The sequence below is a fragment of the Ruegeria sp. HKCCD4884 genome (assembly GCF_013110855.1).
Taxonomy (GTDB): Bacteria; Pseudomonadota; Alphaproteobacteria; order Rhodobacterales; family Rhodobacteraceae; genus Ruegeria.
This window is the reverse complement of the sequence record NZ_WVRJ01000025.1, coordinates 1-23,820: the sequence shown is the minus strand read 5'-3', so window position 1 is coordinate 23,820 and position 23,820 is coordinate 1. Positions and strand designations below refer to the sequence as shown.

At 54.1% G+C, this 23,820-nt stretch carries 20 protein-coding genes; 14 read left to right on the top strand and 6 right to left on the bottom strand.

Features of this window, described 5'->3' with window-relative positions; all coding sequences use genetic code 11:
* The first annotated feature begins 1 nt into the window (after position 1).
* The 6 genes from rhaS (at position 2) to GS636_RS22385 (ending at position 6,280) form a co-directional block, all read left to right on the top strand.
* Positions 2-1,000 (top strand): rhamnose ABC transporter substrate-binding protein, encoded by a 999-nt coding sequence (rhaS, locus tag GS636_RS22410; protein WP_170682747.1) that lies wholly within the window; start codon positions 2-4, stop codon positions 998-1,000.
* A gap of 77 nt (positions 1,001-1,077) precedes the next feature.
* The gene (locus GS636_RS22405; protein WP_171672875.1) at positions 1,078-2,616 is read left to right on the top strand and encodes a sugar ABC transporter ATP-binding protein; all 1,539 of its coding nucleotides are present in this window, start codon (positions 1,078-1,080) and stop codon (positions 2,614-2,616) included.
* Positions 2,613-3,593, top strand: a complete 981-nt coding sequence (locus GS636_RS22400; RefSeq protein ID WP_170682745.1) for an ABC transporter permease — start codon at positions 2,613-2,615, stop codon at positions 3,591-3,593. Before GS636_RS22405 ends, GS636_RS22400 begins: the two co-directional genes overlap by 4 nt.
* Positions 3,590-4,573: an ABC transporter permease gene (locus tag GS636_RS22395; protein ID WP_170682744.1), complete on the top strand. Its 984-nt coding sequence runs from the start codon at positions 3,590-3,592 to the stop codon at positions 4,571-4,573. The genes GS636_RS22400 and GS636_RS22395 overlap by 4 nt, the downstream gene beginning before the upstream one ends.
* 1 nt (position 4,574) lies before the next feature.
* A complete protein-coding gene (gene rhaM, locus GS636_RS22390; protein ID WP_170682743.1) occupies positions 4,575-4,889 on the top strand; it encodes an L-rhamnose mutarotase in 315 nt (104 codons plus the stop codon).
* The gene (locus GS636_RS22385; RefSeq protein ID WP_170682742.1) at positions 4,886-6,280 is read left to right on the top strand and encodes an FGGY-family carbohydrate kinase; all 1,395 of its coding nucleotides are present in this window, start codon (positions 4,886-4,888) and stop codon (positions 6,278-6,280) included. The genes rhaM and GS636_RS22385 overlap by 4 nt, the downstream gene beginning before the upstream one ends.
* Positions 6,281-6,832: 552 nt before the next feature.
* Here the strand turns inward: GS636_RS22385 and GS636_RS22380 are convergent.
* The 5 genes from GS636_RS22380 to GS636_RS22360 all read right to left on the bottom strand — a co-directional run bounded on the left by GS636_RS22380 (position 6,833) and on the right by GS636_RS22360 (position 13,730).
* The gene (locus GS636_RS22380; protein ID WP_171672872.1) at positions 6,833-8,137 is read right to left on the bottom strand and encodes a hypothetical protein; all 1,305 of its coding nucleotides are present in this window, start codon (positions 8,135-8,137) and stop codon (positions 6,833-6,835) included.
* Between the two features lie 381 nt (positions 8,138-8,518).
* Complete coding sequence (locus tag GS636_RS22375) at positions 8,519-9,418, bottom strand: hypothetical protein (protein WP_253762979.1); 900 nt, start codon at positions 9,416-9,418, stop codon at positions 8,519-8,521.
* Positions 9,419-9,588: 170 nt separating this feature from the next.
* The gene (locus GS636_RS22370; RefSeq protein ID WP_171672870.1) at positions 9,589-11,202 is read right to left on the bottom strand and encodes a mechanosensitive ion channel family protein; all 1,614 of its coding nucleotides are present in this window, start codon (positions 11,200-11,202) and stop codon (positions 9,589-9,591) included.
* Positions 11,199-12,521, bottom strand: a complete 1,323-nt coding sequence (locus tag GS636_RS22365) for a mechanosensitive ion channel family protein (RefSeq protein ID WP_171672867.1) — start codon at positions 12,519-12,521, stop codon at positions 11,199-11,201. The genes GS636_RS22370 and GS636_RS22365 overlap by 4 nt, the downstream gene beginning before the upstream one ends.
* A 375-nt stretch (positions 12,522-12,896) precedes the next feature.
* Positions 12,897-13,730 (bottom strand): IclR family transcriptional regulator, encoded by an 834-nt coding sequence (locus GS636_RS22360; protein ID WP_171672865.1) that lies wholly within the window; start codon positions 13,728-13,730, stop codon positions 12,897-12,899.
* 231 nt (positions 13,731-13,961) lie between these two features.
* Between GS636_RS22360 and GS636_RS22355 the strand changes: the two genes are divergently transcribed.
* The 7 genes from GS636_RS22355 to GS636_RS22325 all read left to right on the top strand — a co-directional run bounded on the left by GS636_RS22355 (position 13,962) and on the right by GS636_RS22325 (position 20,508).
* Complete coding sequence (locus GS636_RS22355; RefSeq protein ID WP_171185282.1) at positions 13,962-15,056, top strand: TRAP transporter substrate-binding protein; 1,095 nt, start codon at positions 13,962-13,964, stop codon at positions 15,054-15,056.
* 81 nt (positions 15,057-15,137) lie between these two features.
* On the top strand, positions 15,138-15,746 hold the full coding sequence (locus GS636_RS22350) for a TRAP transporter small permease subunit (RefSeq protein ID WP_171185280.1): 609 nt from the start codon (positions 15,138-15,140) through the stop codon (positions 15,744-15,746).
* Positions 15,739-17,103 (top strand): TRAP transporter large permease subunit, encoded by a 1,365-nt coding sequence (locus tag GS636_RS22345; protein WP_171185278.1) that lies wholly within the window; start codon positions 15,739-15,741, stop codon positions 17,101-17,103. The genes GS636_RS22350 and GS636_RS22345 overlap by 8 nt, the downstream gene beginning before the upstream one ends.
* The gene (locus GS636_RS22340; RefSeq protein ID WP_171672863.1) at positions 17,100-18,455 is read left to right on the top strand and encodes an amidase; all 1,356 of its coding nucleotides are present in this window, start codon (positions 17,100-17,102) and stop codon (positions 18,453-18,455) included. Before GS636_RS22345 ends, GS636_RS22340 begins: the two co-directional genes overlap by 4 nt.
* Positions 18,456-18,459: 4 nt before the next feature.
* A complete protein-coding gene (locus tag GS636_RS22335; protein WP_171185274.1) occupies positions 18,460-18,654 on the top strand; it encodes a hypothetical protein in 195 nt (64 codons plus the stop codon).
* A gap of 4 nt (positions 18,655-18,658) precedes the next feature.
* The gene (locus tag GS636_RS22330) at positions 18,659-19,621 is read left to right on the top strand and encodes a D-glycerate dehydrogenase (protein WP_171185272.1); all 963 of its coding nucleotides are present in this window, start codon (positions 18,659-18,661) and stop codon (positions 19,619-19,621) included.
* Between the two features lie 14 nt (positions 19,622-19,635).
* The gene (locus GS636_RS22325; protein ID WP_171672860.1) at positions 19,636-20,508 is read left to right on the top strand and encodes an NAD(P)-dependent oxidoreductase; all 873 of its coding nucleotides are present in this window, start codon (positions 19,636-19,638) and stop codon (positions 20,506-20,508) included.
* A 697-nt stretch (positions 20,509-21,205) separates the two neighbouring features.
* Here the strand turns inward: GS636_RS22325 and GS636_RS22320 are convergent.
* Complete coding sequence (locus tag GS636_RS22320; protein ID WP_171185268.1) at positions 21,206-21,559, bottom strand: NAD(P)-dependent oxidoreductase; 354 nt, start codon at positions 21,557-21,559, stop codon at positions 21,206-21,208.
* Between the two features lie 316 nt (positions 21,560-21,875).
* Here GS636_RS22320 and GS636_RS22315 point away from each other — a divergent pair.
* On the top strand, positions 21,876-23,820 hold a 1,945-nt coding region (locus tag GS636_RS22315; RefSeq protein ID WP_171672857.1), incomplete at its 3' end, for a M10 family metallopeptidase C-terminal domain-containing protein.

Below are 23,820 nucleotides of genomic sequence, written 5' to 3'. Positions count from 1 at the left end.
CATGAAGCGTCGTACTTTCACATCACTTGTCGCAGGGATGAGCCTTGCTGCCGGTATGTTTGGCACCACGGCGATGGCGCAGGACAACATGCGCATCGCTCTGGTCGTAAAAGCGCTTGGTATCGGCTTCTTTGAAGCGGCCGCCGAAGGCGCTGAAGAGGCTGCCGGAGAGCTTGGCAATGTCGAGATCATCTACACCGGCCCGACCGACACCACTGCGGAAGGTCAGATCGAGGTCATCAACTCCCTGATCGCGCAGGGTGTCGACGCCATCGCGATTTCGGCAAACGACCCCGATGCACTTGTGCCAGCGCTGAAACGCGCGATGGACCGCGGTATCACCGTGATTTCCTGGGACTCGGGTGTGGCTGAAGGCGGACGCCAGATGCACCTGAACCCATCCTCGACCCCGCTGATCGGCAATACGATCATCAAGCTTGCCGCGGATCACATGCCGGATGGTGGTGAAGTCGCGATCCTGTCGGCGTCGGCCACGGCAACCAACCAGAACGCCTGGATCGAGGCCGCGAAAGAGGTTCTTCCGAACTATGACGGCGTAGATCTGGTGGCCACCGTCTATGGCGACGACCTCAGCGACAAATCCTACCGAGAAGCACAGGGCCTCATGGCATCCTACCCTAACTTGAAGGCGATCATCGCGCCAACGACCGTTGGCATCCTGGCGTCCTGCCAGGCGGTGACCGACGCGGGCAAGATCGGTGAGATCAACGTGACCGGTCTGGGCCTCCCGTCCGAGATGGCAGGCTGTGTTGATAGCGGTGCAACCAAGAGCTTCGCTATCTGGAACCCGATTGACCTTGGCTACTCGGCCACCATGCTGGCGCACGCAATCGCCAAGGGTGCTGAAACCGGTGCCGGTGCCGAAATCCCGATGGGCCGCATGGGCTCGGTGACGCTGGATGACACCGGCTCGGCAGCCATGGCTGATCCGTTCACCTACGACAGCTCGAACATCGAACAGTTCAAGTCGATCTTCTAATCTGAACGACGTGTCAGGGCGTGGGCGATGACCCGCGCCCCGCCACCCTACTCTTCCCACATCCAGAAACACTGTCCATGCAGTTGGAATTGAGACCAGACGTGTCGAACGCCGCCCCTACACCGCTTCTGAGCCTGTCCGGCGTGACCAAGACATTTCCCGGCGTGCGGGCCCTGTCAGATGTTTCGCTGAACCTCTACCCGGGCAAGGTCACGGCATTGGTGGGCGAAAACGGTGCTGGCAAGTCCACCGTGGTGAAGGTTCTGACGGGCATTTATCAACCCGACGAGGGTGACATCCGGATCGATGGCGAGGCTCTCAGTTTCCCGACACCGCAATCCGCCGAAACCGCTGGCGTGACCGCCATCCATCAGGAAACCGTCCTATTCGACGAACTGACGGTGGCGGAAAACATCTTTCTCGGCCATGCGCCAAAGGGGCGATTTGGCCTGATCGACAAACCCGCCATGGCGACCCGCGCGCGAGAGATTCTGGATGAAATCGGGGCCAAGATTGATCCGGGCGCCACGCTCAAGGACCTTGGAACCGCGAACAAGCACCTGGTTGCCATTTCCCGGGCGCTGTCCATCGACGCGCGCGTTGTGATCATGGACGAACCGACCGCAGCCCTCAGCCAGAAGGAAATCGAAGAGCTTTACGAACTCGTCGAAAGCCTGAAGGCGCAAGGCAAGGCGATCCTCTTCATCAGCCACAAGTTTGACGAGATCTTCCGCATCGCCGATTTCTACACCGTCTATCGCGACGGCCAGATGGTCGGCGAAGGGGCGATTGTAGATGTCAGTGAGCCGGAGCTGGTCAAGCTTATGGTGGGCCGCGACGTAAGCCAGATTTTCCCCGAACGCGACCACAACGTCGGCCACGATATCCTCGATGTCGCGGGGTACGACCACCCGACCGAATTCGCGGACATCGGTTTCACGCTCAGGCGCGGCGAAATCCTCGGATTCTACGGGCTGGTCGGCGCAGGTCGGTCCGAATTCATGCAGGCCCTTTTCGGGATCACCCGCCCCTCGGGCGGAACCGTGAGGATCGACGGGGCACCGGTTTCAATTGCATCGCCCGCCGACGCGGTTGCAAGTGGCATCGTCTATGTCCCGGAGGACCGGGGCAAACAAGGCACAATCGGCGCGCTGCCGATTTTTCAGAACGTGACGCTACCGTCACTCGCTCGCACCTCGCGCAAGGGGTTCATCAAGCTGGCCGAGGAATTCAAGCTGGCACGGGAGTATACCGAACGTCTCGACCTGCGCGCCGCTTCGCTGGACACCGATGTCGGCAACCTGTCGGGCGGCAACCAGCAGAAGGTCGTGATCGCCAAATGGCTCGCCACTCAGCCCAAGGTCATCATCCTGGACGAACCCACCAAGGGCATCGACATCGGGTCCAAGGCCGCCGTGCATGAATTCATGGCGGAGCTTGCCGCGCAAGGGCTCGCCGTCATCATGGTCAGTTCCGAAATCCCCGAGATCGTGGGCATGTCGGATCGAGTGATCGTCATGCGTGAGGGGCGCATCGTGGCGGAACTGGCCCGCGACCAGATCACACCCGAAACGCTTGTCAGCCACGCCGCAGGAATCTGGGAGGCCGCGCAATGAAACGTATCCTCGCCTCCCGCGAACTTTTGCTGCTGGTTGCCATCGCATTGGTGCTTGGCATCATCTCAAGCCGCTTCCCGGCGTTCATCACGCTGTCGAACCTGGCTTCCGTCTTCAACGACACCTCGCCGCTTATCCTGCTAGCCACCGGCCAGATGATCGTGATCTTGACAAAGTGCATAGACCTCTCGGTCGCCGCCAACCTCGCGCTGACCGGCATGGTCGTGTCCCTGATCAATATCTCGGCACCCGGTCTGCCGATTATCGTAACGCTGGTCGTGGCCACCGGGTTCGGGGCGTGCCTTGGAATGTTCAACGGTATCCTTGTGTGGAAACTGGACATCCCGCCTATCGTGGTGACGCTTGGCACCATGACCATCTTCCGGGGAACCATCTTCCTTCTGACCGAGGGAAAATGGGTCAACAGCCACGAGATGAGCGACACTTTCAAGGCATTCCCGCGCACCGAGATTCTTGGTCTTCCGGTGCTAAGCTGGTTTGCCATCGCGGTGGTGATCCTTTTCACCATCGTCATGACCCGCACCACCCTGGGCCGCGCCTTCTACGCTGCCGGGGGCAACCCCCATGCGGCGACCTATGCCGGGATCAATGTGGGCCGGACCCAGTTCTGGGCCTTCACGATCTCTGGCGCGCTGGCCGGTCTGACCGGCTACCTCTGGGTCTCTCGCTTCGCGGTTGCTTATGTCGATGTTGCCGGGGGGTTTGAATTGACCGTCGTGGCGGCCTGCGTAATTGGCGGCGTGTCGATCATGGGTGGCATCGGTTCGGTCCCCGGCGCGCTGCTGGGCGCGCTGTTCCTCGGCATCATTGCCAATGCCCTGCCGGTCGTGAACATCTCTCCCTTCTGGCAGATGGCCATCTCGGGCGGCGCGATCATCGTCGCAGTTGTTCTGAATGCCCAGGCCAACCGGACGAAGGGCCGCATAATCCTCAAACGCGCGGAGCACGCGACATGACCACGACGACACGCGCGATCCCCGATCGCCTGCGCTCGCCGCTGGAGCGGAACCTGAAAAGCTGGGAAAGCCTACTGATGCTGGTCGCAATCGGCATCTTCATCGCCAACAGCTTCGCCTCACCCTATTTCCTGAATGCCTGGAACCTCTCCGACGCGACCTTCAACTTCACCGAAAAGGCGATGATTGCCTTTGCCATGGCCCTGCTTATCATCTCTGGTGAAATCGACCTCAGCGTCGCCGCGATCATCGCACTGGCTTCGACCGCCATGGGCGCCGCCGTGCAGGCGGGTGTCGGGACAGAGGGGCTGGTCCTGATCGGTCTAGCCGTCGGTCTGGCCTGTGGCGCGGTAAACGGTTTCCTCGTCACCGGCCTTGGTCTGCCATCCATCGTCGTCACCATCGGCACGATGAGCCTTTTCCGCGGGATCAGTTTCATCGTGTTGGGCGATCAGGTCTACAAGGGCTATCCAGCCGATTTCGCCTTCTTCGGGCAGGGCTATGTCTGGTGGGTGATTTCCTTCGAATTCGTCCTCTTCGCCATCATTGCGGTGATCTACGCGGTCATCCTGCACATGACCAATTTCGGCCGCGCGGTCTTTGCCATCGGAAACAATGCCACCGGGGCGCTGTTTTCGGGCATTCGGGTGGGCCGGGTGAAGTTCACCCTGTTCCTGCTGACGGGCCTGATGTCCGGGGTCGCCGCCGTCTGCCTGACATCCCGCCTCGGCTCGACCCGACCCTCCATTGCCTTCGGGTGGGAACTTGAGATCGTGACCATGGTCGTCCTTGGTGGGGTCAACATCCTCGGCGGCTCCGGCTCCATCCTCGGCGTTGTGATCGCGGCCTTTGTCATGGGGCTTGTGACATTCGGACTTGGCTTGCTGAACGTGCCCGGTATCGTGATGTCGATTGTTATCGGGGCGTTGCTGATCTCGGTCATCGCGCTGCCCCGGCTCTGGTCGATGTGGAGGGGCTGAAATGGAAAAATACGCCTTCAAGATGAAGCTCAACCCGGGCTGTAGGGATGAATACGAAAAGCGCCACGATGAGATCTGGCCAGAGCTTGCCACGCTGCTGAAAGACGCGGGCGTGTCTGACTATTCGATCCATTTGGACGAAGAAACGAACATTCTTTTTGGCGTCCTCTGGCGCACCGACGACCACAAAATGGATGCCTTGCCCCGCCACGAGATCATGCAGCGATGGTGGGCGCATATGGCGGACATCATGGAAACCAAGCCCGACAACGAACCCGTGGCGGTGCCGCTGACGCCCGTCTTCCACATGCCATGACCCCCCGGCACGTCGCCGTCATCGACATCGGCAAGACCAACGCCAAGCTTGCGCTGGTCGATGCGACTGACATGTCCGAAGTGGAGGTGCTGACCCGGCCTAACATGGTTCTCGCCATTCCACCCTATCCGCACTTCGATGTTGAGGCTATCTGGCGCTTCGTTCTGGACGGGTTGGAGCAGTTTCAGAAGGCGCACGGCGTAGATGCCATTTCCATCACGACCCACGGGGCGACTTGCGCCCTGATCGCGCCAGACGGCGCGCTCGCTGCCCCTATCCTCGACTATGAGCACGCAGGCCCTGATGATCTAGCCGCGGCTTACGACGCCATCCGCCCGCCCTTTGAGGAAACCGGATCGCCAAGGTTGCCGATGGGTCTGAACCTGGGTGCGCAGTTGCATTGGCAATTTGAGCAGGACCCCGCGCTTCGCGAACGCACCGCCACCATTGTCACCTATCCGCAGTACTGGGGGCATCGTCTGACAGGAGTGCCGGCCAGCGACGTGTCGTCCCTTGGTTGTCACACGGATCTGTGGAATCCGTCCAAGGCGCACTATTCTTCGTTGGTCGAACGGTTGGGCATATCTGAAAAAATGGCGCCCGCGCGCAAATCTGCGGAGGTTCTCGGACCCGTGTTGCCGCAGGTCGCATCGCAAACCGGCCTGCGCTTTGACACGCCAGTGCACTGCGGCATCCACGATTCAAACGCATCGCTTTTGCCTCATGTACTGACCCGAACCGGGCCGTTTTCCGTCGTTTCGACCGGGACATGGGTCATTGCCATGACCATCGGCGGCGAAGAAGTAACTCTGGAACCTTCGCGTGACACGCTTCTTAACGTCAACGCATTGGGTGCCCCGGTACCCTCCGCCCGTTTCATGGGGGGACGCGAGTTCGAGTTGGCGATGAACGGTCAAACCACCCAATGTGCAGAGCAATTCCTTGACCTGGTCGCGAAAGACGGCCCCATGCTCTTGCCCGCAATGGTTCCGGACAGCGGACCGTTTCAGGGGCAAAAACACAGCTGGATGGGGTCAGAGCCCTTGCCCGGAACCCAGCAACGCGCGGCGGCGGTGAGTTTTTACCTCGGATTGATGACCGCGGAATGCCTGTTGCTGACCGGACACAAGGGCCCCATTATCGTCGAAGGTCCATTTGCCAGGAACAAAGGCTTCGCCAGTATGCTCGCCGCGGCGACAAACTGCAGGGTCGACGCGACCGCCACCGCAACAGGGACGAGCCAGGGGGCCGCCCTCTTGGCAACAGGCGCACTCCCCAAGCGCGCGGCCTTCGACGTTGAAACCTATTTTCACAAGAACGACGAGAGCTACCAACGTTATGCGAACAGTTGGCACAGAGCCGCAAAAGCAGGCCTGGAACCACGCCCATAGATAGGATACCCCAACGACCTGCACGGAACTCCGATTGCAGACATTGGGGACCAGCGTGAAACTGAACGGAATGGGCTCTTTGCGGCCATTTTCCGCAGGTGCTTGAACTTCGGCTTGGCCTTGCAGGATATCTGCTCGACCGAAAACACTTACTCCGACCACTTCCCCATCGGGCGTTCAAGATCCTATACTGATTTCTTCCTGAGCACCCTGGCGGCTAGTGGCCGCCGATGATCTCCCGTTTTCCGAAACTGAATAATGACGTCCATCATCGAGCGGCAGTATTCAAGGATCTCGGAAAAAGTCAGACGGTACCAACATTGACCCGAAGCCTCTGCCTAGGCTCGTGAGCAACATTTTAGACAGGTGCCATTCTGCATGATGATCGATCAATGTGTTGAGGAAAGACCTGTGGTGCGAGAGCTTGGTAAAACGTGCCGCTCTTACGAGGCAATGGTTCCCCTGACGGTTGCACGCCAGACTCCGTTGCGATCCGGCGTGTTAGAAACCCAAAACAGCTGGGCCCGCACGGCAAAATGGCCGCAGTTTTCGCTATTCAACTTTGTCAGTTGCGACAAGCTTTTGAAGCTCTTTTTTGATCAATCGCGGAACGAAGATGAATTGACCACGGGACAGATATCGTTCGGACAATAGTTCGAACACTTCACGGGACAGTATGACTGGCAGATAATCCGAATGACTTTTGGCAACAATCTGGTGCTCGGTTTCCAGGTCGGTCACGTCGTAACCGACGGTAAGGCTGCCCTCACGTGCAGGTTCATAACCAAGCAAAGCCAATCGATGATAGAAGGCCGCACGGTATTTCTCTTCTCCTCGCACTGATGCCCTAAACAGTATCTGTCTGCCGTCGGCGACTTCGATGATCTTTTGCAATGTCACATCGGTTGGGTCGACTAGTGTCACATTCTCATATGTCCGTGCAATCGAGTTCAGTGTGACCCAATCTATCTCGGATTCGACAATCCCGCTTTCCGAGGCAGTTACAAAGCGGCTCGCTTGTTCTCGATCTCCGACAATGAGGATGCGTTTTTTTTCCCAGTCCTGCGATTTCTCAAATTCCCGGAGTCGTCGAACAGCAATCTCGACGCGATATGGTGGAGTGTCATATTCCTCGGGTCCTGGTAGAAACAAATGATCGTCAAGAACCGGGAAAAGAACATATTCGCCCGCATCCTTTGCATTGAACTGTTCTAAAACTTTTTCAAATCCGTCTTCTCCATCTTGAGCTGAAAAGCGTCCCCATAGTGGCGAATAGTTGGGACGTACGGAAGAAATCGTTGGTCCGAGCGTGGGATCATCCAAAACCAGACTTTTTGCGATCCGGTCGCCATCGCCGACAAAGAGAAACGAAAACCCAGGTTTAAAGTCAAAGCGTCCCGTTCCCTCGACAACGGCGGTTTCCAGTTTTTTGCGAGCCTCTTCCACCTGATCTTTCCAGTTGTTTTTATGGATTTTCCGCCAAAGCAACCGGATTCCGGCAACGCCAAAAGCGTAAATAATAATGTTTGGGAGGTGATACATAAGATGCTGTTTCTTAACCGGTTTCCCAACTAATCCCCATAGATAGTCGAGCGCTCTGGCCAGCCGTTCAGGAAGAAGAAAAAAGCCAGGCAGGATCTCAATCATTTTTTCTCCAACTTCGGGAAAGATCACCAGAACGGAGGCGAAGAATAGAGAAATCCATGCTGCAACCCGCAGCATGAATTTTCCGAAAGAGGTATTGTCGGGAAACCTGTGATTCAGAAACGCCGCAGTGACTTCTGCGCTGATCCGCTCGCCCGCATTGATCTGCTTGGCCAGCCTGATCAGTTTCTTCTTCGAAAGAGGTCTTTCCATGGCCAACCTGCGCAAATACCTGAACTAGCCAAAGTACATGACCATTTAAGGTATTCATACGTTCGAATGCACTAAAATTAAACGAAAACAGCGATTCCAATGAATGCTCCGAGTAGGAACTACACGTCAGAATCACTTAGCGACTGAAATATCTGCGCGACCCAGTCGAATTCAAAAGGCAGCGACCGGAACGCGCCTACGCTTCGCCTATTTGGTACTCTCCAAAACAGTAGTTCGATTTACGTTGTCGGTCCGCAATGGGGCTCGGTGCGGTCATTCGGCGAAATGTCGCGAGCGACTGCTGTGCGGACAAAGCAGAAGTATGAACTCAGCCGCGAGAAAACCTACGCACACATCCGGCAAACAGGCTCAATGCTGCGATCAGAACCTTACCCTAAACGCCAGCCCGACCAATGGCGCTGTTTCATAGCTCTGACGGCTAATTTCCGCTCCATTCGCATCATCTAGCGTCAGGCGGCCGTCAATTTCTGCGCCTGCAAATACGCTCAAAGAAACCCCAGGATTCGGGTTGTACCCAACAGAAAGAACTACAGGGATACTCTTATCTTCACCTACGCCATCCGGGGCAAGGCCATCCCCATCCAACCTGAATCGTATCCTTTCCGATCGCGCGGTCAACGAAAGGTCTATCGTGTCATTCAACGCGTAACTCAGTGTCAATCCGGGGCCTTGCGTCGCTCCTACACCAGAGCCAGTGTTCAAGTTCCAGCGATCATTTATGTCCCAGTCGATCAGCAAAGCTGGAAAGAAATCAGTACTGTCATCGTCAAATTGAGAAAACGCACCGAAGGCCGGGCCTATCGTCAGGCGCTCGCCCAGTTGCCAAGCAATACCAGCAAAAACACCATAGGTTCTGCCGTCAGATGAGGAGGCCCCGCTTTGATAGTCCCACCTGATTTGTGGCGACACAAAAACCGTAGCAGTGTCACCCACACGAAACCGGACAGGAACAGCAATGCGAAGGTCACGGATGTTTTCCCAAGGCTGGTTGTTCGGTTGGCTGAAGTTATAATCCAGCTTGCCAAAGCTGGTGGAAAGCCCAACGGAGTTGCCTTCTTCCAGATTGTAAAGTGCGGTGACACGTAGAAATGATCGACTTGCAGAGAACTCGCCACCGCCGCTCAAATCCGCGTCCCCTTGAAATGCAGCAAGCCCGTCAATCTGATACGCCCAATCTAGCCGGGACTGTGCAGCAGACGAAAACGCTGTGCATCCTAGAGAAATAGCTCCAAAGCAGCACGTTAGAACAAGGTTTTTCATGTGACATTTCCTACGTGACGCTTGATTCCCTTTGGGTTGCCATTCCTGAACGAGCGGTTCAAGTCCTTTAAAGGCCGCTGTGCGGACGAAGCGTACAAGCGTACTCAATCACCGTTTTTTGCAACACGAAGCTCAAGCAACGACATTGAAAGCCAATTGCTGAATGCGGTTTATTCATCTTGATGAGCAAGCTTTCCGTCCCATTCTTCTGTCGAAACCTTGGGTTCCGGCGGGTCTGCAATGTAGGACGGTGTCATTATCTGTGTTCCGTTTTCATTAAACACATCGACAATGTTTTCGCGCAAATCCGACAAAATCTTGGGCAAGCTCGATCCGCGCGAAGTATATGCGTTGATCTCATAATTGATTGCGTAGTCAGCTAGCTGCGTCCAAAGGACAAAAGGTTCGGGGCTCTTTCTTAACCCTTGGGTTCGCTGAGCAGCTTCTATCAGCATCGCTTTAATTTTCTTTGGTGGCTCCTCGTATCCGATCCCTACTGTCGTATGGACCAACAGCCCCCGGCCATCCACTTTGCGCGAGTAGTTTACGACCTCGGAGTTGAGTAGCTGTGCATTTGGAATGCTTATCATCTCGTTCTTTATCGATTTAATCAGTGTTTCCATTAACTTGATCTCTGTTACGTCTCCGATCTTGTCCCCAACCTGAATGCGGTCACCGACGTTGGTACTGCGTCTGTAGATAACAAACAGGCCGGCCATCATGTTTGAAACAACGGTGTTCGAACCGAGCGAAACCATAATACCCGCCAAAATCGTCAAGCCCTGAAAAGCCCGGGAATCGGAACCAGGGATATAGGGGTAGGCAAACACAAGCGCGATGACGATGACCAACGCTCTGAACAACATGTTGGTAGGAGCGATCCAATGATCTTCAAAGTCTTTGAGTTCGAAAGCACCATTCTCGAGGTTTTCAAAGAACAGATCGAGGCCGCGAATTGCCAACCGTGTCACAGCTGCGATGATTGCGAGCATGACTAAGTTGGGGACGTATCCAACAATTGCCAAAACAACAGTTACGAGCGGCTCGCTTACGTACTTCAAGAGGATCTGGGCTATGCCCTGCGTTTCAGCAAAGGAGAGCAGCACCAATGAAAGGTAGTAATAGAAAAAGAACAGAAACAGGACCCACATCAATATGTGGATTGAATAGACGATAAGCGACGCAATTGCCCTGCTTCTCAAGATCGATTTTGTGGCTTCCTCGACGCCTTCAGCTCTCTTTTCCAAGTTTATTCTGATGTATTCTAGTAGGCTTCGCCGCTTCGCAAAAAACGCATACGAAACGAGGGCAAAGACTGCCGTCCAAGCAAATGCAGCCATCGCACTATCTACTCTGCCCTCATTGGATCGAGCGTCTCTGTAATTAAGGATTGCTGTCTCAATCGCCTCGGCTTGAAGTCCAGCCAACACGTCAATAGCCATTTGTTCGTGCTCGGCGTCAGCTTGGGTGGTTATCGTAACCATTTGCCCGTCGACGCGGATCATTTTCCCAAATTCAGCGTCCGAAACCTGAACCTGAACCGAAGCCTTCTTCGAAGCATCAGCAACTTGAGCAATCCGTTCCTCGATCTTTCTCGCCCGTTCGGTAGCGGGCAACGCACTTGAGCCGCGAACCAAGAACAACTCTTCGCCATCCACAATCACTGGCGCAATAAACTCGGGATCATCTCTCTCTTCAGTCGGTGCGAGAATTTCTTCTGACTGAGCAAACGCGACGCCGCAGGCGAACAGAAGTGGCAGGAGGCATAACGTAAGAGCCCTCATGATCTTGCTCCTTCTGCGGGGATTATATGCACATCGCGTTGAGGGAACGGTATAGATATACCTTCTTCATCAAACCTCTCTTTTGCTTGACCAGTGAGGTCCCAAAAGACGGTCCAATAGTCATCGGACTTGGACCATGGGCGGCAGAAGATGTTGACCGAGTTGTCCCCCAACTCACCCACAAAAATTTCTGGTTCCGGTGTATTCAGACAAAGTCGGTGACGCGCAACCAAGTCCTTAAGGACTTCAATTGCTTGGGCAGCGTTGTCCGAATAAGCGATGCCAAAGACCAGATCGACCCGACGTTCCTCGGACGCGCTCACATTAGTAATGACATCCCCCCAAATCTTGCTGTTCGGAACTATGATAATCTGATTGTCAAATGTTCTGATCTTGGTTGAAACCACCGACATCTCATCAACAAACCCTGAAGAGCTGCCAACCTGAATATAGTCGCCAGTGTCGAATGGCTTGAGAACCATGATCATCAAGCCGCTTGCGAGGTTTCCCAGCGTTTCCTGCAATGCGAAACCTAGGATGAACGACAAACCGCCAAGCACGGCAAAAAGCGGTGTAACGTTAACTCCGAACAAAGCTAAAACGACGAGTATGCCAAGGACGAAGACGGCCCAGTACACGGTGGTGGCAATGAAGCGTTTCAGCATTCTGGAGATAGTTGGAATTTTGTTCAGACCCCTTTCAGTGACCCGGCGCACCATTCGAGCAATGAACATCATGGCCCAAACCGCCAACAAAACGCCCAAACCAGCCAACAGCAGGCCAACGCCCCCATCCCATGAAAACAACCACGCCCAAGCGTTTTGAAAAAGTGTTTGAATATCGGTTGTTTTTAGGGCTCCCGTTTTCAATGCAAGAATATAGTCAGTATGCGGTTCCAGATCTTCCGCCTTTGCGCCTTTCAGGGTCCATGCCTCGAGCACCAGGCGATAGTTGTTGAGAATGTCTGACCCAGAGTCGTTCAAGGAGGACAACTGAGACCGCAAGCTGTCTTCCCGAGTTCCACTCGCCGACCGAAGTTGCAAGTTTACTTGCGCGACTTCTTCGAGCCGAGTGCGCACATAACTCTGCCAAGTACCAGCAATCTGGGAAAGCTCTTCCGCAGTTAAGGGAACAAGTAGGATCTTGAGATCGTCGGCCGCAATTATCTCATCTACGACTGCATCCATAAGATCGTCGCTTTCCGCCTCCGAAACTTCTTGGTCCGCCTCAGTTTCTTGCGCGCCGGCAGGAAAAGCGCCTGATAACGCCGCAAACCAAAGGAATGACCAAATCGTCAACGTTTTCAGTGCTCGTCTCATCTATCTGTCCCCCACCTATTTAACAGTCGAAGAGAGCACACTCAGACGCAACAAATCCAGAATTATGTTTATGTTTGAATGTTTCACTGTGACCAACAGACACTTTGTTTGGGTCTAACTCTAGATCTGATCACTCACCCGGATCAGCCGGAAATCTGTACTCTGCTGGAAACGCTCACGACAGTTTAAGTAGGTTAGCCGAAAGCTTGAAGCCTAAGGCCAAGAGGCAAACACAAACGTACCACCTCGAGGGGTGACCATCAATTAGATGCCCAGTACCGGAAACTCGTGCGCCGTTTGGCGTCGGACAAATTGGGCTCAATGCAGACACCTAAAAAAGGGATGCTCATTAGCGGGAAGTTAACCACCCAAAGACTAGCTTTGCAGTCTTTCTGAGATATCCGTCGCTGCCTTGACAACCGATGCCGCCAGAGTTTCGAGCTTACTGTTCGGAAATCTTGTAATTGGTCCCGAGATCGAAACGCCAGCCACAACCTTTCCCAAAGAGTCGAATACAGGCGCTGCGATACAACGCATTCCTGGGAAGCGTTCTTCGTCGTCCAACGTCCAGCCCCGATGCCTGGATTTACGGAGCTCTTCCCGTAACTCCTTTATGTCAGTAATTGAATTTGGTGTCTGACTTACCAGTGTTAGCGGCGTTAAAAGACTTTCTAACTCAGCCTTGTCCATAAAGGCCATGATGGCTTTACCCACACCGGATGTGTGGAAAAAAGCCGCTGTCCCGTTCTTGAAAGAGGCCCTTATCGGATTATCGGATTCGACTTGGGTAAGGTAAAGCAATTGCCCACCTTCCTCGATTGCTAGATTTGCAGTCTCTCCAGTTTCTTCGGACAGCACCCTCATCACTGGCGGTGCAACTTCCAGCAAGTTTGACCCTTCTTCAAAGGTGCTGCCAATGCGATACGCTTGTGGGCCTATACGCCATTTGCCTTGCTCAACATCATGAATAACCATGCCACGCCGCTGAAGTGTTGTCAGAAGCCTGTGCGCCGTTGCAGGCGGTATGTGTGTAACCTTTGAAATCTCAGCAAGCGTAGCAGAGCGTGTGTCGGCTATGTAGATCAAGACACGAATACCGCGATCAAGTGCCCCAACAGGTGGTGCGCCGATGTTCTCTTCATTCGACTTCCGTCGCGGACGTCCTCGACGATTGGCAGTTTTGTGTTCGTTCATAATCAGTGAAACCAATACCCTGTTTCTTAGCTTAAGACTCTAGCCCGGCAGTAACAGTAAAAAAATGAAAAATATTAATCAATGTATTTCAGTGGTTTAGTGGAAATTTATACTGAAAAGAGTAGGTTATTCCAAAATATTTTGAAAATTTTGGAATCTGATTTATCGTTGTATCCATTCGCTGAACAGCGGATTGGCGCCAGCACCGAAGCAGAAAACGGAGATGGCGCAGTCAAGGGAGGAAACATGACAAAATCTTTGAACCGCAGAAACTTTCTGCGTGGCTCTGCTGTTGTGGGCGCTGGTGCGCTCGCGGCCCCGGCGGTCCATGCGCAGGAAGGAACAAACCTCAAGATGCAAGCTGCCTGGGGCGGGGGCATCTTTCTTGAAAATGCACAGTCTTACGTAAATCGCGTCAACGAAATGTCCGGTGGCAAGCTGACGATCGAGCTACTGCCTGTGAACTCGGTCGTGAAAACCAGCCAAATGCAGGACGCGGTTCATCGCGGCGTACTGGATGCAGCGCACTACGTACCAGCGTATTGGTACTCCAAATCCAAGACAGCGTCGCTGTTTGGGACCGGTCCGTGTTTTGGATGGTCCAGCCAAGAAGTCCTGGGTTGGGTAAACTACGGCGGCGGGCAGGACCTGTTTGACGAGTTGATGGGGATCCTCGGATTGAACGTCGTGTCCTTCTTTAACTCGCCAATGCCGGCACAACCGTTGGGCTGGTTCAAAGAAGAGATCACAAGCTCTGATCAAATGAACGGCTTGAAGTATCGTACCGTTGGCCTTGCGGCAGATGTTCTGCTCGAGATGGGTATGTCGGTTGTGCAGCTTCCTGGCGGGGAAATCCAGCCCGCGATGAAATCTGGCCTTATCGACGCGGCCGAGTTCAACAACCCGACATCAGACCGCGACTTTGGCATGCAGGATGTGTCCAAGCACTATCACTTGGCATCCTTCCACCAGAGTCAGGAGTTCTTCGAGGTTACCTTCAACAAAGACAAGTTCAACGCTCTGGCGCCCGAGCTTCAAGCAATCCTGAAATATGCTTCAGAGGCCGAAAACTCCAACTTCTATTGGAACAACACAAAGCGTTACGCAGATGATTTGGTAACGCTGGCCGAAGAGCAAGGGGTGAACGTGTATCGCACACCTGACAGTGTGATGCAGGCCCAGCTTGAGGCGTGGGACGTTGTGGTCGATAGGATCTCAAATGAAGATCCATTCTTCGCCAAAGTTGTCGATAGCCAGAAGGCCTACGCAAAAACAGTGATGAACTACCTCAACCTAAACCAGCCGGACTACAAACTGGCTTACAAGCACTATTTCGGCTGAGGCCTGACGATTTCTGAAAACGGGAAGCCGCGCAGTTGTGCGGCTTCCTAAACTCCGGGCAGAACAGGCGAGGAACTGACCTTGATCAAGACAATCCACGCCATCGAAGGGCTAAGCCAATGGGTCGGCAAAGCCTTCGGTTGGTGCATCCTAATTCTGACACTTTCGGTGTCCTACGAAGTGTTCGTCCGGTATGTGCTGAACAAGCCGACCGTCTGGGCGTTCGATATGATGGTGCAAATGTATGGCGCCTTGTTTCTTATGGCCGGGGCATACGCTCTTGCGCAAGATGCTCATGTCAGGGGCGACGTTCTTTACCGACTGTTCTCTGTCCGCTGGCAGGCGCGTGTCGATTTCGTTCTGTACATTCTCTTCTTCTTCCCGGGCATGTTTGCGTTGTTCTGGTACGGATGGGAAATAGCGAAAGACAGTTGGCGCTATGAAGAGGTGAGCTGGAACAGTCCTGCCCGAATCCAAATCTACTTTTTCAAAACTCTGATCCCAGTTGCTGGTTTCTTGCTGATGTTGCAAGGACTTGCGGAAATGGCGCGATGCTGGTTGGCGATGCGAAATGGTGTCTGGCTTGAGCGACTGGATGACGTGCGCGAGACCGAGGACATGTTGATGGAAGGAACTATCGACAAAATCCGGCCCTTGGGCACCAAAGAAGGAGGCCGCAACGATGACTGATCCTCAGGTCGCCATCTTGATGCTCAGCCTCTTTATTGTGCTGGTGCTACTTGGCTTTCCGATTGCTTTCACTTTGCTCGCCATGGGTGTGGCATTTGGGTACTACGCCTATTACCAATCCGCGCCGGAGAGCATTGCGGACATCTTCAACAACAACATCTTCTATCTTCTCAACCAAAACACCTACTCGGTGATGGAGAACGACACGCTTGTTGCCATCCCACTATTCTTATTCATGGGATACGTGGTTGAACGAGCAAACATCGTTGATCGTCTGTTTTTCTCGCTGTACATGGCTGCCCGAAACCTACCCGGGTCACTAGCCATTGCCGCACTTCTGACCTGCGCTGTTTTTTCGACGGCGTCGGGGATTGTTGGTGCGGTTGTTACCCTGATGGGCCTGCTGGCCTATCCAGCGATGGCAAATGCCGGGTATCAACGTAGCTTCGCTTCTGGCGTTATCTGTGCGGGCGGGACTTTGGGCATTCTGATCCCGCCTTCGATTATGTTGATCGTCTATGCCGCGATTGCTGAGCTTTCGCCATTGCGTTTGTATGCTGCAGCAGTTTTTCCCGGGCTGCTGCTGGCGGGGTTGTATATCGTCTACGTGATGGTTCGTGTCTGGTTGAATCCATCGCTCGCACCGAAACCACAAGAGGACGACATCCCGCCAAAACGACAGATCTATATGGATCTGCTGGTATCATTCGTACCGCTGACCGTTTTGATCATGCTGGTGCTTGGCTCCATCCTTGGAGGATTGGCGACCCCGGCTGAAGCAGCTGCAATGGGCGCATTGGGCGGGCTAGTGCTGGCAATGCTCTATCGGTCGCTCACGTGGGACAAGGTCAAGCAAAGCGTCTTCCTAACAGCCAAGGCTACCGCAATGGTGTGCTGGTTGTTCGTGGGTTCCTGGACCTTTGCCTCGATCTTTTCCTATCTCGGTGGGCATGACGTGATCGAGCATTGGGTCGTTGGCATGAACCTGCAACCCTGGCAGTTCCTGGTGCTTGCTCAGTTGATAATCTTCCTGCTTGGCTGGCCGCTTGAATGGTCCGAGATTCTCATCATCTTCGTGCCGATCTTTCTGCCTATGCTGGAGACGTTTGGGGTCAACCCATATTTCTTCGCGATGCTGGTTGCTCTGAACTTGCAGACCTCGTTCCTGACACCGCCGATGGCCATGTCAGCGTACTACCTAAAAGGGGTTCTCAAGAACCAGATCCAACTGATGGAGATCTTCAAAGGTCTGATGCCCTATCTGGCCATCGTGATCCTGTGCATGGTGCTGATGTACCAGTTCCCGGGCATCGCGCTTTGGTTGCCTGACTACCTGTTTGGGGTTTGGGTGCCATGACCAAGCATGATCTGTCGTTGTTCTCGGCGGTCCAATCTGCCGAGGGCATTCGGGACGGACGTTTTTCTTCCGAAGCACTAGTTGAAGATTGCCTCAAGCGCATTGAAGAGACCGACAGTGTCATACGCGCCTGGGCTTACCTTAGCGCAGGCTTAGCGCTGGATCAGGCGCGCGAGATGGATCGCATCCGGAAGGCAGGCCGGGCGACTGGTCCACTGCATGGTGTGCCCGTAGCGTTGAAGGACATTGTCGACACAAAGGATATGCCCACCCAGCGAGGGACACCGATCTTTGCGGGTCGACAACCTGAAACAGATGCAAGGCTAGTTGAACTACTTCGAGAGTCTGGCGCTGTCATCATGGGCAAGACCAAGACAACCGAGTTTGCCTTTATGCACCCGACCGACACCACCAACCCCTTCGACCCGAATAGAACACCCGGGGGGTCATCAAGCGGATCGGCCGCAGCCGTTGCGGCCAGACACGTGCCTTTGGCTATTGGTACACAGACCGGCGGGTCGGTCATCCGTCCGGCCTCATTCTGCGGCGTATACGGCTTCAAGCCGACCCGTGGTATGATCTCGCGCAGCGGGGTTTTCAGGACGTCGGTTTCTTTGGATCACGTTGGGGGGTTTGCCAACTCGCTTGAGGATATCGCTTTGCTGTCAGACGTGGTGGCCGGATATGACCAAAGCGATCCTGCCAGCTTTGCTCGGCCGCGCGCGGAAATGCTGACCGGCGCTCAGGCGGAAGTTCCGGTCGAGCCGAATATTGCCTGGCTGGATTTTCCGTTCAACGACCGCCTCGATGCAGATGCCCGAGATGGCCTGAATGCAGTGATTGACAGCCTAGGCGGCCGGGTCGAGCGTTTTTCGGTATCCCCTCAACTGGCTGATCTGATCAACGTGCACAAAACGATCTATGATTACGAAATTCGCCAGAATATGATGGAAATATCGAATACACATTGGTCGGAAATCAGCGCCGAGATGCAATCCGCTATCAACCGCGGCGCAGATATCAACGAGGCCCAATACGAAGATGCCTTGTCCGTCATGGCATCTGCTCAAGGCTTTTTTGCAGAGTATTTCAATGAATTCGACGCAATCTTGGCCCCGGCTGCAACAGGCGAAGCTGTTCCACTGACTGCGGGGAACACCGGCGATTCCGTTTTCTGTCTGACCTGGACACTTGCGGGTTTGCCATGTCTCACGCTGCCATTGCTGGTCGGACATAACGACCTGCCCATCGGCGTCCAGCTAATTGGGGCTATCGAAGAGGATGACCGACTTTTACGCACGGCATCCTGGGTTCAACGCAGCTTAAGAGCACAGGAACAAAACGGAGAGTAAACGTATGTCACGTCTGACAAACATTCTCATGGGCATAATCGGCACAGGACTGATGATGATTTTCGTCCTTGGTCTCGCGCACAGTATCTCGACAGGATTTGCCGGGTTCTGGGGCGGTCTGCCATTCCTTTGTATTGCAGTCTTCGTAATAGCGCTTGCGCTATATAATTTGTGGGAAGACGCAATCAAAAAGGACTGATCCAATGAGCGATAAACCAGTCCTCTGGCTACCACGTCGATTATCCGATGCTACCGTCAATCGCGCGCGCCGGGACTATGACGTAATCCTCAACGAAGCCGATACACCGGGCACCGCGGAAGAAATCATCGCAATGAGTTCAAAGGTCGACGCGATGATGCCCTGCCATTCGGAACACTTCTCGAGCGAGGTTGTGTCGCAACTAGACCCGCGCTTGAAGATTGTTGCCAACCATTCCGTTGGCGTTGATCACTGCGATCTTTCGGCTTTGGCGGCAAAGGGAATTGCGGTGACAAACACTCCCGATGTTCTTTCTGATGCAACGGCAGAATTGGCAATGCTGCTCTTGCTCGGAGCGGCACGACACGCGGTTCGAGGCGATCGCCTGATGCGGTCGGGCACCTGGGACAGTTGGAGCCCGTCTTTCATGGTTGGCAAGCAAGTCACAGGTGCGCGCCTCGGCATCATCGGGATGGGGCGCGTGGGTCGGGCATTTGCAAAAAAAGCCCGCGGGTTTGAAATGGAAATTCACTATTTCAATCGCACCCGCCTGTCGGCCGATCAGGAAAACGGAGCAATTTACCACGAAAGTATCGACACTTTGCTTCCAGCCGCCGACTTCCTGTCACTTCATTGCCCTGCCACCCCCGAAACTCTTGACCTGATGAACGCCAAACGTTTGTCCGAGCTACCGACCGGAGCAATTCTCGTGAATTCCGCCCGCGGTGCCCTTGTAGATGAAGACGCGCTGTTGGACGCGATCGAAAACGGAAAGCTTTCCGCTGCGGGCTTAGATTGTTTCAAGACGGAACCGGGGGGTAACCCAAAGTTCGCCGGGTACGAGAACATCTTCATGTTGCCGCATATCGGAAGTGCAACGACGAAAACCCGCGACGCAATGGGCTTTCGCGCCTTGGATAATTTGGACGCATTCTTTGCTGGCAAAACACCCCGAGACCTTTTGTAGAAGAGGACACTTTAATGGCAAAACTAGCTTTCCTCGGATTAGGCGTAATGGGTTACCCAATGGCCGGACACCTAAAGGCAGCGGGGCACGACGTTACGGTTTACAATCGAACAATCGCCAAAGCCGATGCGTGGGTGGCGGAACATGGTGGCTCTACGCGCGCTACACCCCGCGAAGCTGCCGAAGGTGCAGAGTTCGTAATGACATGCGTCGGGAATGACGATGATCTTCGGAACGTTTGCATTGGGCCAGACGGCGCATTCGGTGGCATGTCACAGAGCGCAACGTTAGTCGACCACACAACTGTCTCTGCCAAGGTCACGCGCGAACTTTACGCTGCGGCGAAAGAACAAAGCCTGGGTTTTTTGGATGCGCCAATCTCCGGCGGTCAGGCCGGGGCAGAAAACGGCGTTCTTTCGATTATGTGTGGAGGCGATCAGCCCGTATACGAGGCTGCCGAACCTGTCATGCAAGTTTACTCAAAAATCTGTCGACGTATCGGCGAGAGCGGTGCTGGGCAATTAACAAAAATGAGCAACCAAATCGCAATCGCAGGATTGGTTCAGGGATTGAGCGAAGCGCTGCACTTCGCCGAGAAAGCGGGCCTTGATGGACGTTCTGTTGTAGAAGTTATCAGCCAAGGCGCGGCCGGTAGTTGGCAGATGGACAACAGACACGAAACAATGCTCGAAGATCATTTCGACTACGGGTTTGCAGTTGACTGGATGCGCAAGGATCTGGGTATCTGCCTTGATACAGCCAACGAAACCGGCGCAAGTCTGCCAGTAACCGCACTGGTTGATCAATTCTACAAAGATGTCCAAAAACTTGGGGGCGGTCGATGGGATACCTCTTCGCTTCTCAAACGCCTTAGGGCGCTTGACTAAACCACTAAATATTGAAGCGGGTCGAGGTAGTCGGGTTCGCACACTTGGGCGTTTGTTGTTTAATTCGGCATGGTTCAGGGCGGGAGTGCCTCTGGCGACGGTTCATGCAGAAGTAGCACCAACAAAGCTGCACAGATTGATGTATCTGCGGGATGGCACTGTGCAGGCAATGCTGGCCTTGATGCCCTGGCAACTATGCGCCTTTGCGGGCCATCAGATCGGCGTATCTGCTTTACGATTGTCTACACAGCCCACTGCTTAACTCAGTGTGTCGAAAAACTAACGAAAACGAATGAGCACGAGGTTCGGGCGTTTGATGAGATCTCCCATGTGGAGTCCGACTACAAGTCCAAGGCAGTAAAGGTTTCGATAGATGCCGTAGCGGAGTTTTTCAACAGTGAACAGTTGAAGCAGAGGTCATGCAATAGCGTCTGCCTCCGCCGACAAGCGGACGTTGGCCCGAAGCTCAGCAATGGCCACTTCGGGCTCTGAGCAGTCGATCAACTTGATTTTTGCAAAACGACAGCTTCCGAAAATCGAATGTCGTCGCATTGGACCATGCCATTGAAACAGAGAGATTGTCTCGACTTTTTCAATATCTGCTTTCGGGGCTGGGTACGAACGCGACCTGCTGCAGCGCCGCAAATCCGCTTCGAGCCCATTTTAACCGATGCTGCACATTGCACGAATGTCGGCTTTAAGCGGATGGCATCGGAAAGGTCGAAAACGCGTCGTCCTGCGGTGCGTATCCAAGCACTTTGCAAGTTTCGGTTAGATCAAGCCGCTTAAATCGATTGTTAGAGATGCCGTGCGCAATAAAGCTTCCTTTGATTTCGGCTTGAAGCGTCTGGTCAATTAGATGCGTCGCGTCACGATGACTGAGCCACGCGCTGAGGTCACGCAGTGTTTCAAGTCGCGGGCCGTCCGCAGGTTCGAACGCCACTATTCTCAAGGAGACGCAGGATATGCCGTGCCGAGTCGCATAAAGCGAACACAAGGCTTCGCCATAGCACTTGGTGACGCCGTAGAGATTGGCCGGAGCAACAGCCATCCCCGGAACCGGTGGGAAGGTTGATGGCTGATTTGCTGACCGAAAGGTGTTACGACGCCTTCCAAACGGTTACGCTTCGTCGCGCCGTAACATCACGAAACCGCAGAAGCTGAAAAAAACTGCGACATGTGAACAAATACTGTTCAGTAACACCGGGCGTCCTGCTAAAAAGGTGGCCTAATTCAAGGAAACCGTTGCCAAACTTTGAGGCGAATTCCTGACTTTTATTTCGTGTTTTACGGGGCTTGCCACATTTAGGACAACTTAGTCGAGCAACTAGAACGCGAACAAACCCAGCGAAATTCAAGGCTGTGAAATGCTTGGTACTACATTTGTAACTCCCCCTCCTTCAAGCTCCCCACTTAGTGCAATACAGGGTAGTATTGCCTATGGTGACGGGAATCCGTCCACTGCGACGCAGATAACTTATGCGTTTGGGGCCGATTTCGGTTCGCAAGCCTGGACGTCAGCATATAAAGCCGAGTTTCGCGAAGCTCTTGCTGCGATAGAAGCGGTAACGAATATTTCGTTTATAGAAACAACTAACGTATCAAGTGCTGACATAGTGGAAATCATCGCGCCGAGTTCTTATTTCGGCGACTCCCGAACCCTTGGATTTCATTATACGCCATTTTTTGGCCCATCGCTGGGCGCTTACAACACCGCATTTTGGCAAGCCAATTCTGGCCTTGGCGGTAACGGTGATCCAGGTGGCTTCTTCTTTACTACCCTTATTCATGAATTGGGCCACGCACTGGGGTTAGGCCACCCACATGATACCGGCCTGGGTACAACGATAATGAGCGGCGTGACCTCAGCGTTTAACTCTTTTGGGGTCGGAAACCTCAATCAGGGTGTCTACACCGTAATGTCATATAATGACGGCTGGACCTCTCAGAACGGTGGCCTGCGTTTAACGGCCACTTATGGAGGTTCTACCGGACTTGGAGCGTTTGATATTGCAGCGTTACAGGCGATGTATGGAGCGAACACAACGTACAACAGCGGGGACAATACCTTTGTCCTGCCTTACGCCAACTTTGCGGGCACCGGGTACCAGGCAATTTGGGACACCGGTGGGAATGACACCATTCAGCATGTTGGCAGCTCGGATTCTTGGATCGACTTAAGGCCCGCCACGCTGGACTACAGCGACACCGGCGGCGGAGTCGTCTCTCACGCGACGGGAGTAAGGGGTGGTTTTACAATTGCGCACGGCGTTGTCATCGAGAATGCGTCGGGCGGATCAGGCGCAGATGTTATCGTAGGGAATACCGCTCAGAATACTCTGTGGGGGAATGCTGGACACGACAGAATATACTCGGTGTCAGATGGAACCAACAACAACACGATCTACGGTGGCTTAGGCAACGACACGATTTATCTTGCCATGGGGTCCGGGGCCGATCAGGTCTTTGGAAACGAAGGTAACGACACGGCCGTCGTGACTCGTAACGGCGGCACATTCACCGGAGGGACCGGAACGGATACCGTCAGGTTCGTCAGCGCCATCAGCACATATCTGTTTATCGACAACGGAAGCACTTATGAATTTCTCGATGTCGTATCGCGAGTTTCGTTCACAATCGCCAACGACGTAGAGTTAGTCCAGTTTTTGGATGGGGTACAGCAATACACCCGGGCGGGCATCCAAACCGCAATGCAGCTCACAGATATCGACAACCAGGGCACCACGCTAAAGCACGCAGCACAGGGCCTTTACGTTGTGGATTCGGGTGGTTCCAATCTGGGGCTGATTTATAATGGCCAAGCAGTAGGCGCGGCTTCGTTCGCTGGCTGGCAAGCTATTCAGGCCGAAGCATCCGGCGGAGATTACCGTGTGTTGTGGAAGAATAGTGACGGAACATATCTTGAATGGGTCGTCGACAGCAGCGGTCAATTCAAAGGCAGCAACTCTGTCGGCAATGTTGTAAGCTTGGAAACGTTCTACAACGCTGATCTGAATAATGACGGTACGATCGGGCACACATCGACCAATATCGAATCCAATGGATCTACCACCCTCGGGTCCACAACGCAAAACGTGTATCTCATAAATGGCACCATCGAGCTTGCTCTGGGTGATGGCACCACAGTTGGACCCAACAGCATTGCCGGGTGGCAAGCCATTCAGGCCGAAGCCGCATCAGGCGGAGGTTACACAGTTCTCTGGCATAGCACCGGTGGTGTCTATGGTGAATGGATTGTCGATGCTTCTGGTCGACTGCAAAGCAGCAGTGTCATCGATGATGTCAGGGACG

Excerpts from the sequence above, each read along its gene's own strand:
- rhaS (WP_170682747.1), top strand. The coding sequence starts at position 2 with ATGAAGCGTCGTACTTTCACATCACTTGTCGCAGGGATGAGCCTTGCT.
- GS636_RS22345 (WP_171185278.1), top strand. The coding sequence starts at position 15,739 with ATGACTGATCCTCAGGTCGCCATCTTGATGCTCAGCCTCTTTATTGTG.
- GS636_RS22340 (WP_171672863.1), top strand. The coding sequence starts at position 17,100 with ATGACCAAGCATGATCTGTCGTTGTTCTCGGCGGTCCAATCTGCCGAG.
- GS636_RS22330 (WP_171185272.1), top strand. The coding sequence starts at position 18,659 with ATGAGCGATAAACCAGTCCTCTGGCTACCACGTCGATTATCCGATGCT.
- GS636_RS22370 (WP_171672870.1), bottom strand. The coding sequence starts at position 11,202 with ATGAGGGCTCTTACGTTATGCCTCCTGCCACTTCTGTTCGCCTGCGGC.
- rhaM (WP_170682743.1), top strand. The coding sequence starts at position 4,575 with ATGGAAAAATACGCCTTCAAGATGAAGCTCAACCCGGGCTGTAGGGAT.
- GS636_RS22320 (WP_171185268.1), bottom strand. The coding sequence starts at position 21,559 with ATGGCTGTTGCTCCGGCCAATCTCTACGGCGTCACCAAGTGCTATGGC.
- GS636_RS22325 (WP_171672860.1), top strand. The coding sequence starts at position 19,636 with ATGGCAAAACTAGCTTTCCTCGGATTAGGCGTAATGGGTTACCCAATG.
- GS636_RS22385 (WP_170682742.1), top strand. The coding sequence starts at position 4,886 with ATGACCCCCCGGCACGTCGCCGTCATCGACATCGGCAAGACCAACGCC.
- GS636_RS22365 (WP_171672867.1), bottom strand. The coding sequence starts at position 12,521 with ATGAGACGAGCACTGAAAACGTTGACGATTTGGTCATTCCTTTGGTTT.
- GS636_RS22380 (WP_171672872.1), bottom strand. The coding sequence starts at position 8,137 with ATGGAAAGACCTCTTTCGAAGAAGAAACTGATCAGGCTGGCCAAGCAG.
- GS636_RS22405 (WP_171672875.1), top strand. The coding sequence starts at position 1,078 with ATGCAGTTGGAATTGAGACCAGACGTGTCGAACGCCGCCCCTACACCG.
- GS636_RS22395 (WP_170682744.1), top strand. The coding sequence starts at position 3,590 with ATGACCACGACGACACGCGCGATCCCCGATCGCCTGCGCTCGCCGCTG.
- GS636_RS22335 (WP_171185274.1), top strand. The coding sequence starts at position 18,460 with ATGTCACGTCTGACAAACATTCTCATGGGCATAATCGGCACAGGACTG.
- GS636_RS22400 (WP_170682745.1), top strand. The coding sequence starts at position 2,613 with ATGAAACGTATCCTCGCCTCCCGCGAACTTTTGCTGCTGGTTGCCATC.
- GS636_RS22375 (WP_253762979.1), bottom strand. The coding sequence starts at position 9,418 with ATGAAAAACCTTGTTCTAACGTGCTGCTTTGGAGCTATTTCTCTAGGA.
- GS636_RS22355 (WP_171185282.1), top strand. The coding sequence starts at position 13,962 with ATGACAAAATCTTTGAACCGCAGAAACTTTCTGCGTGGCTCTGCTGTT.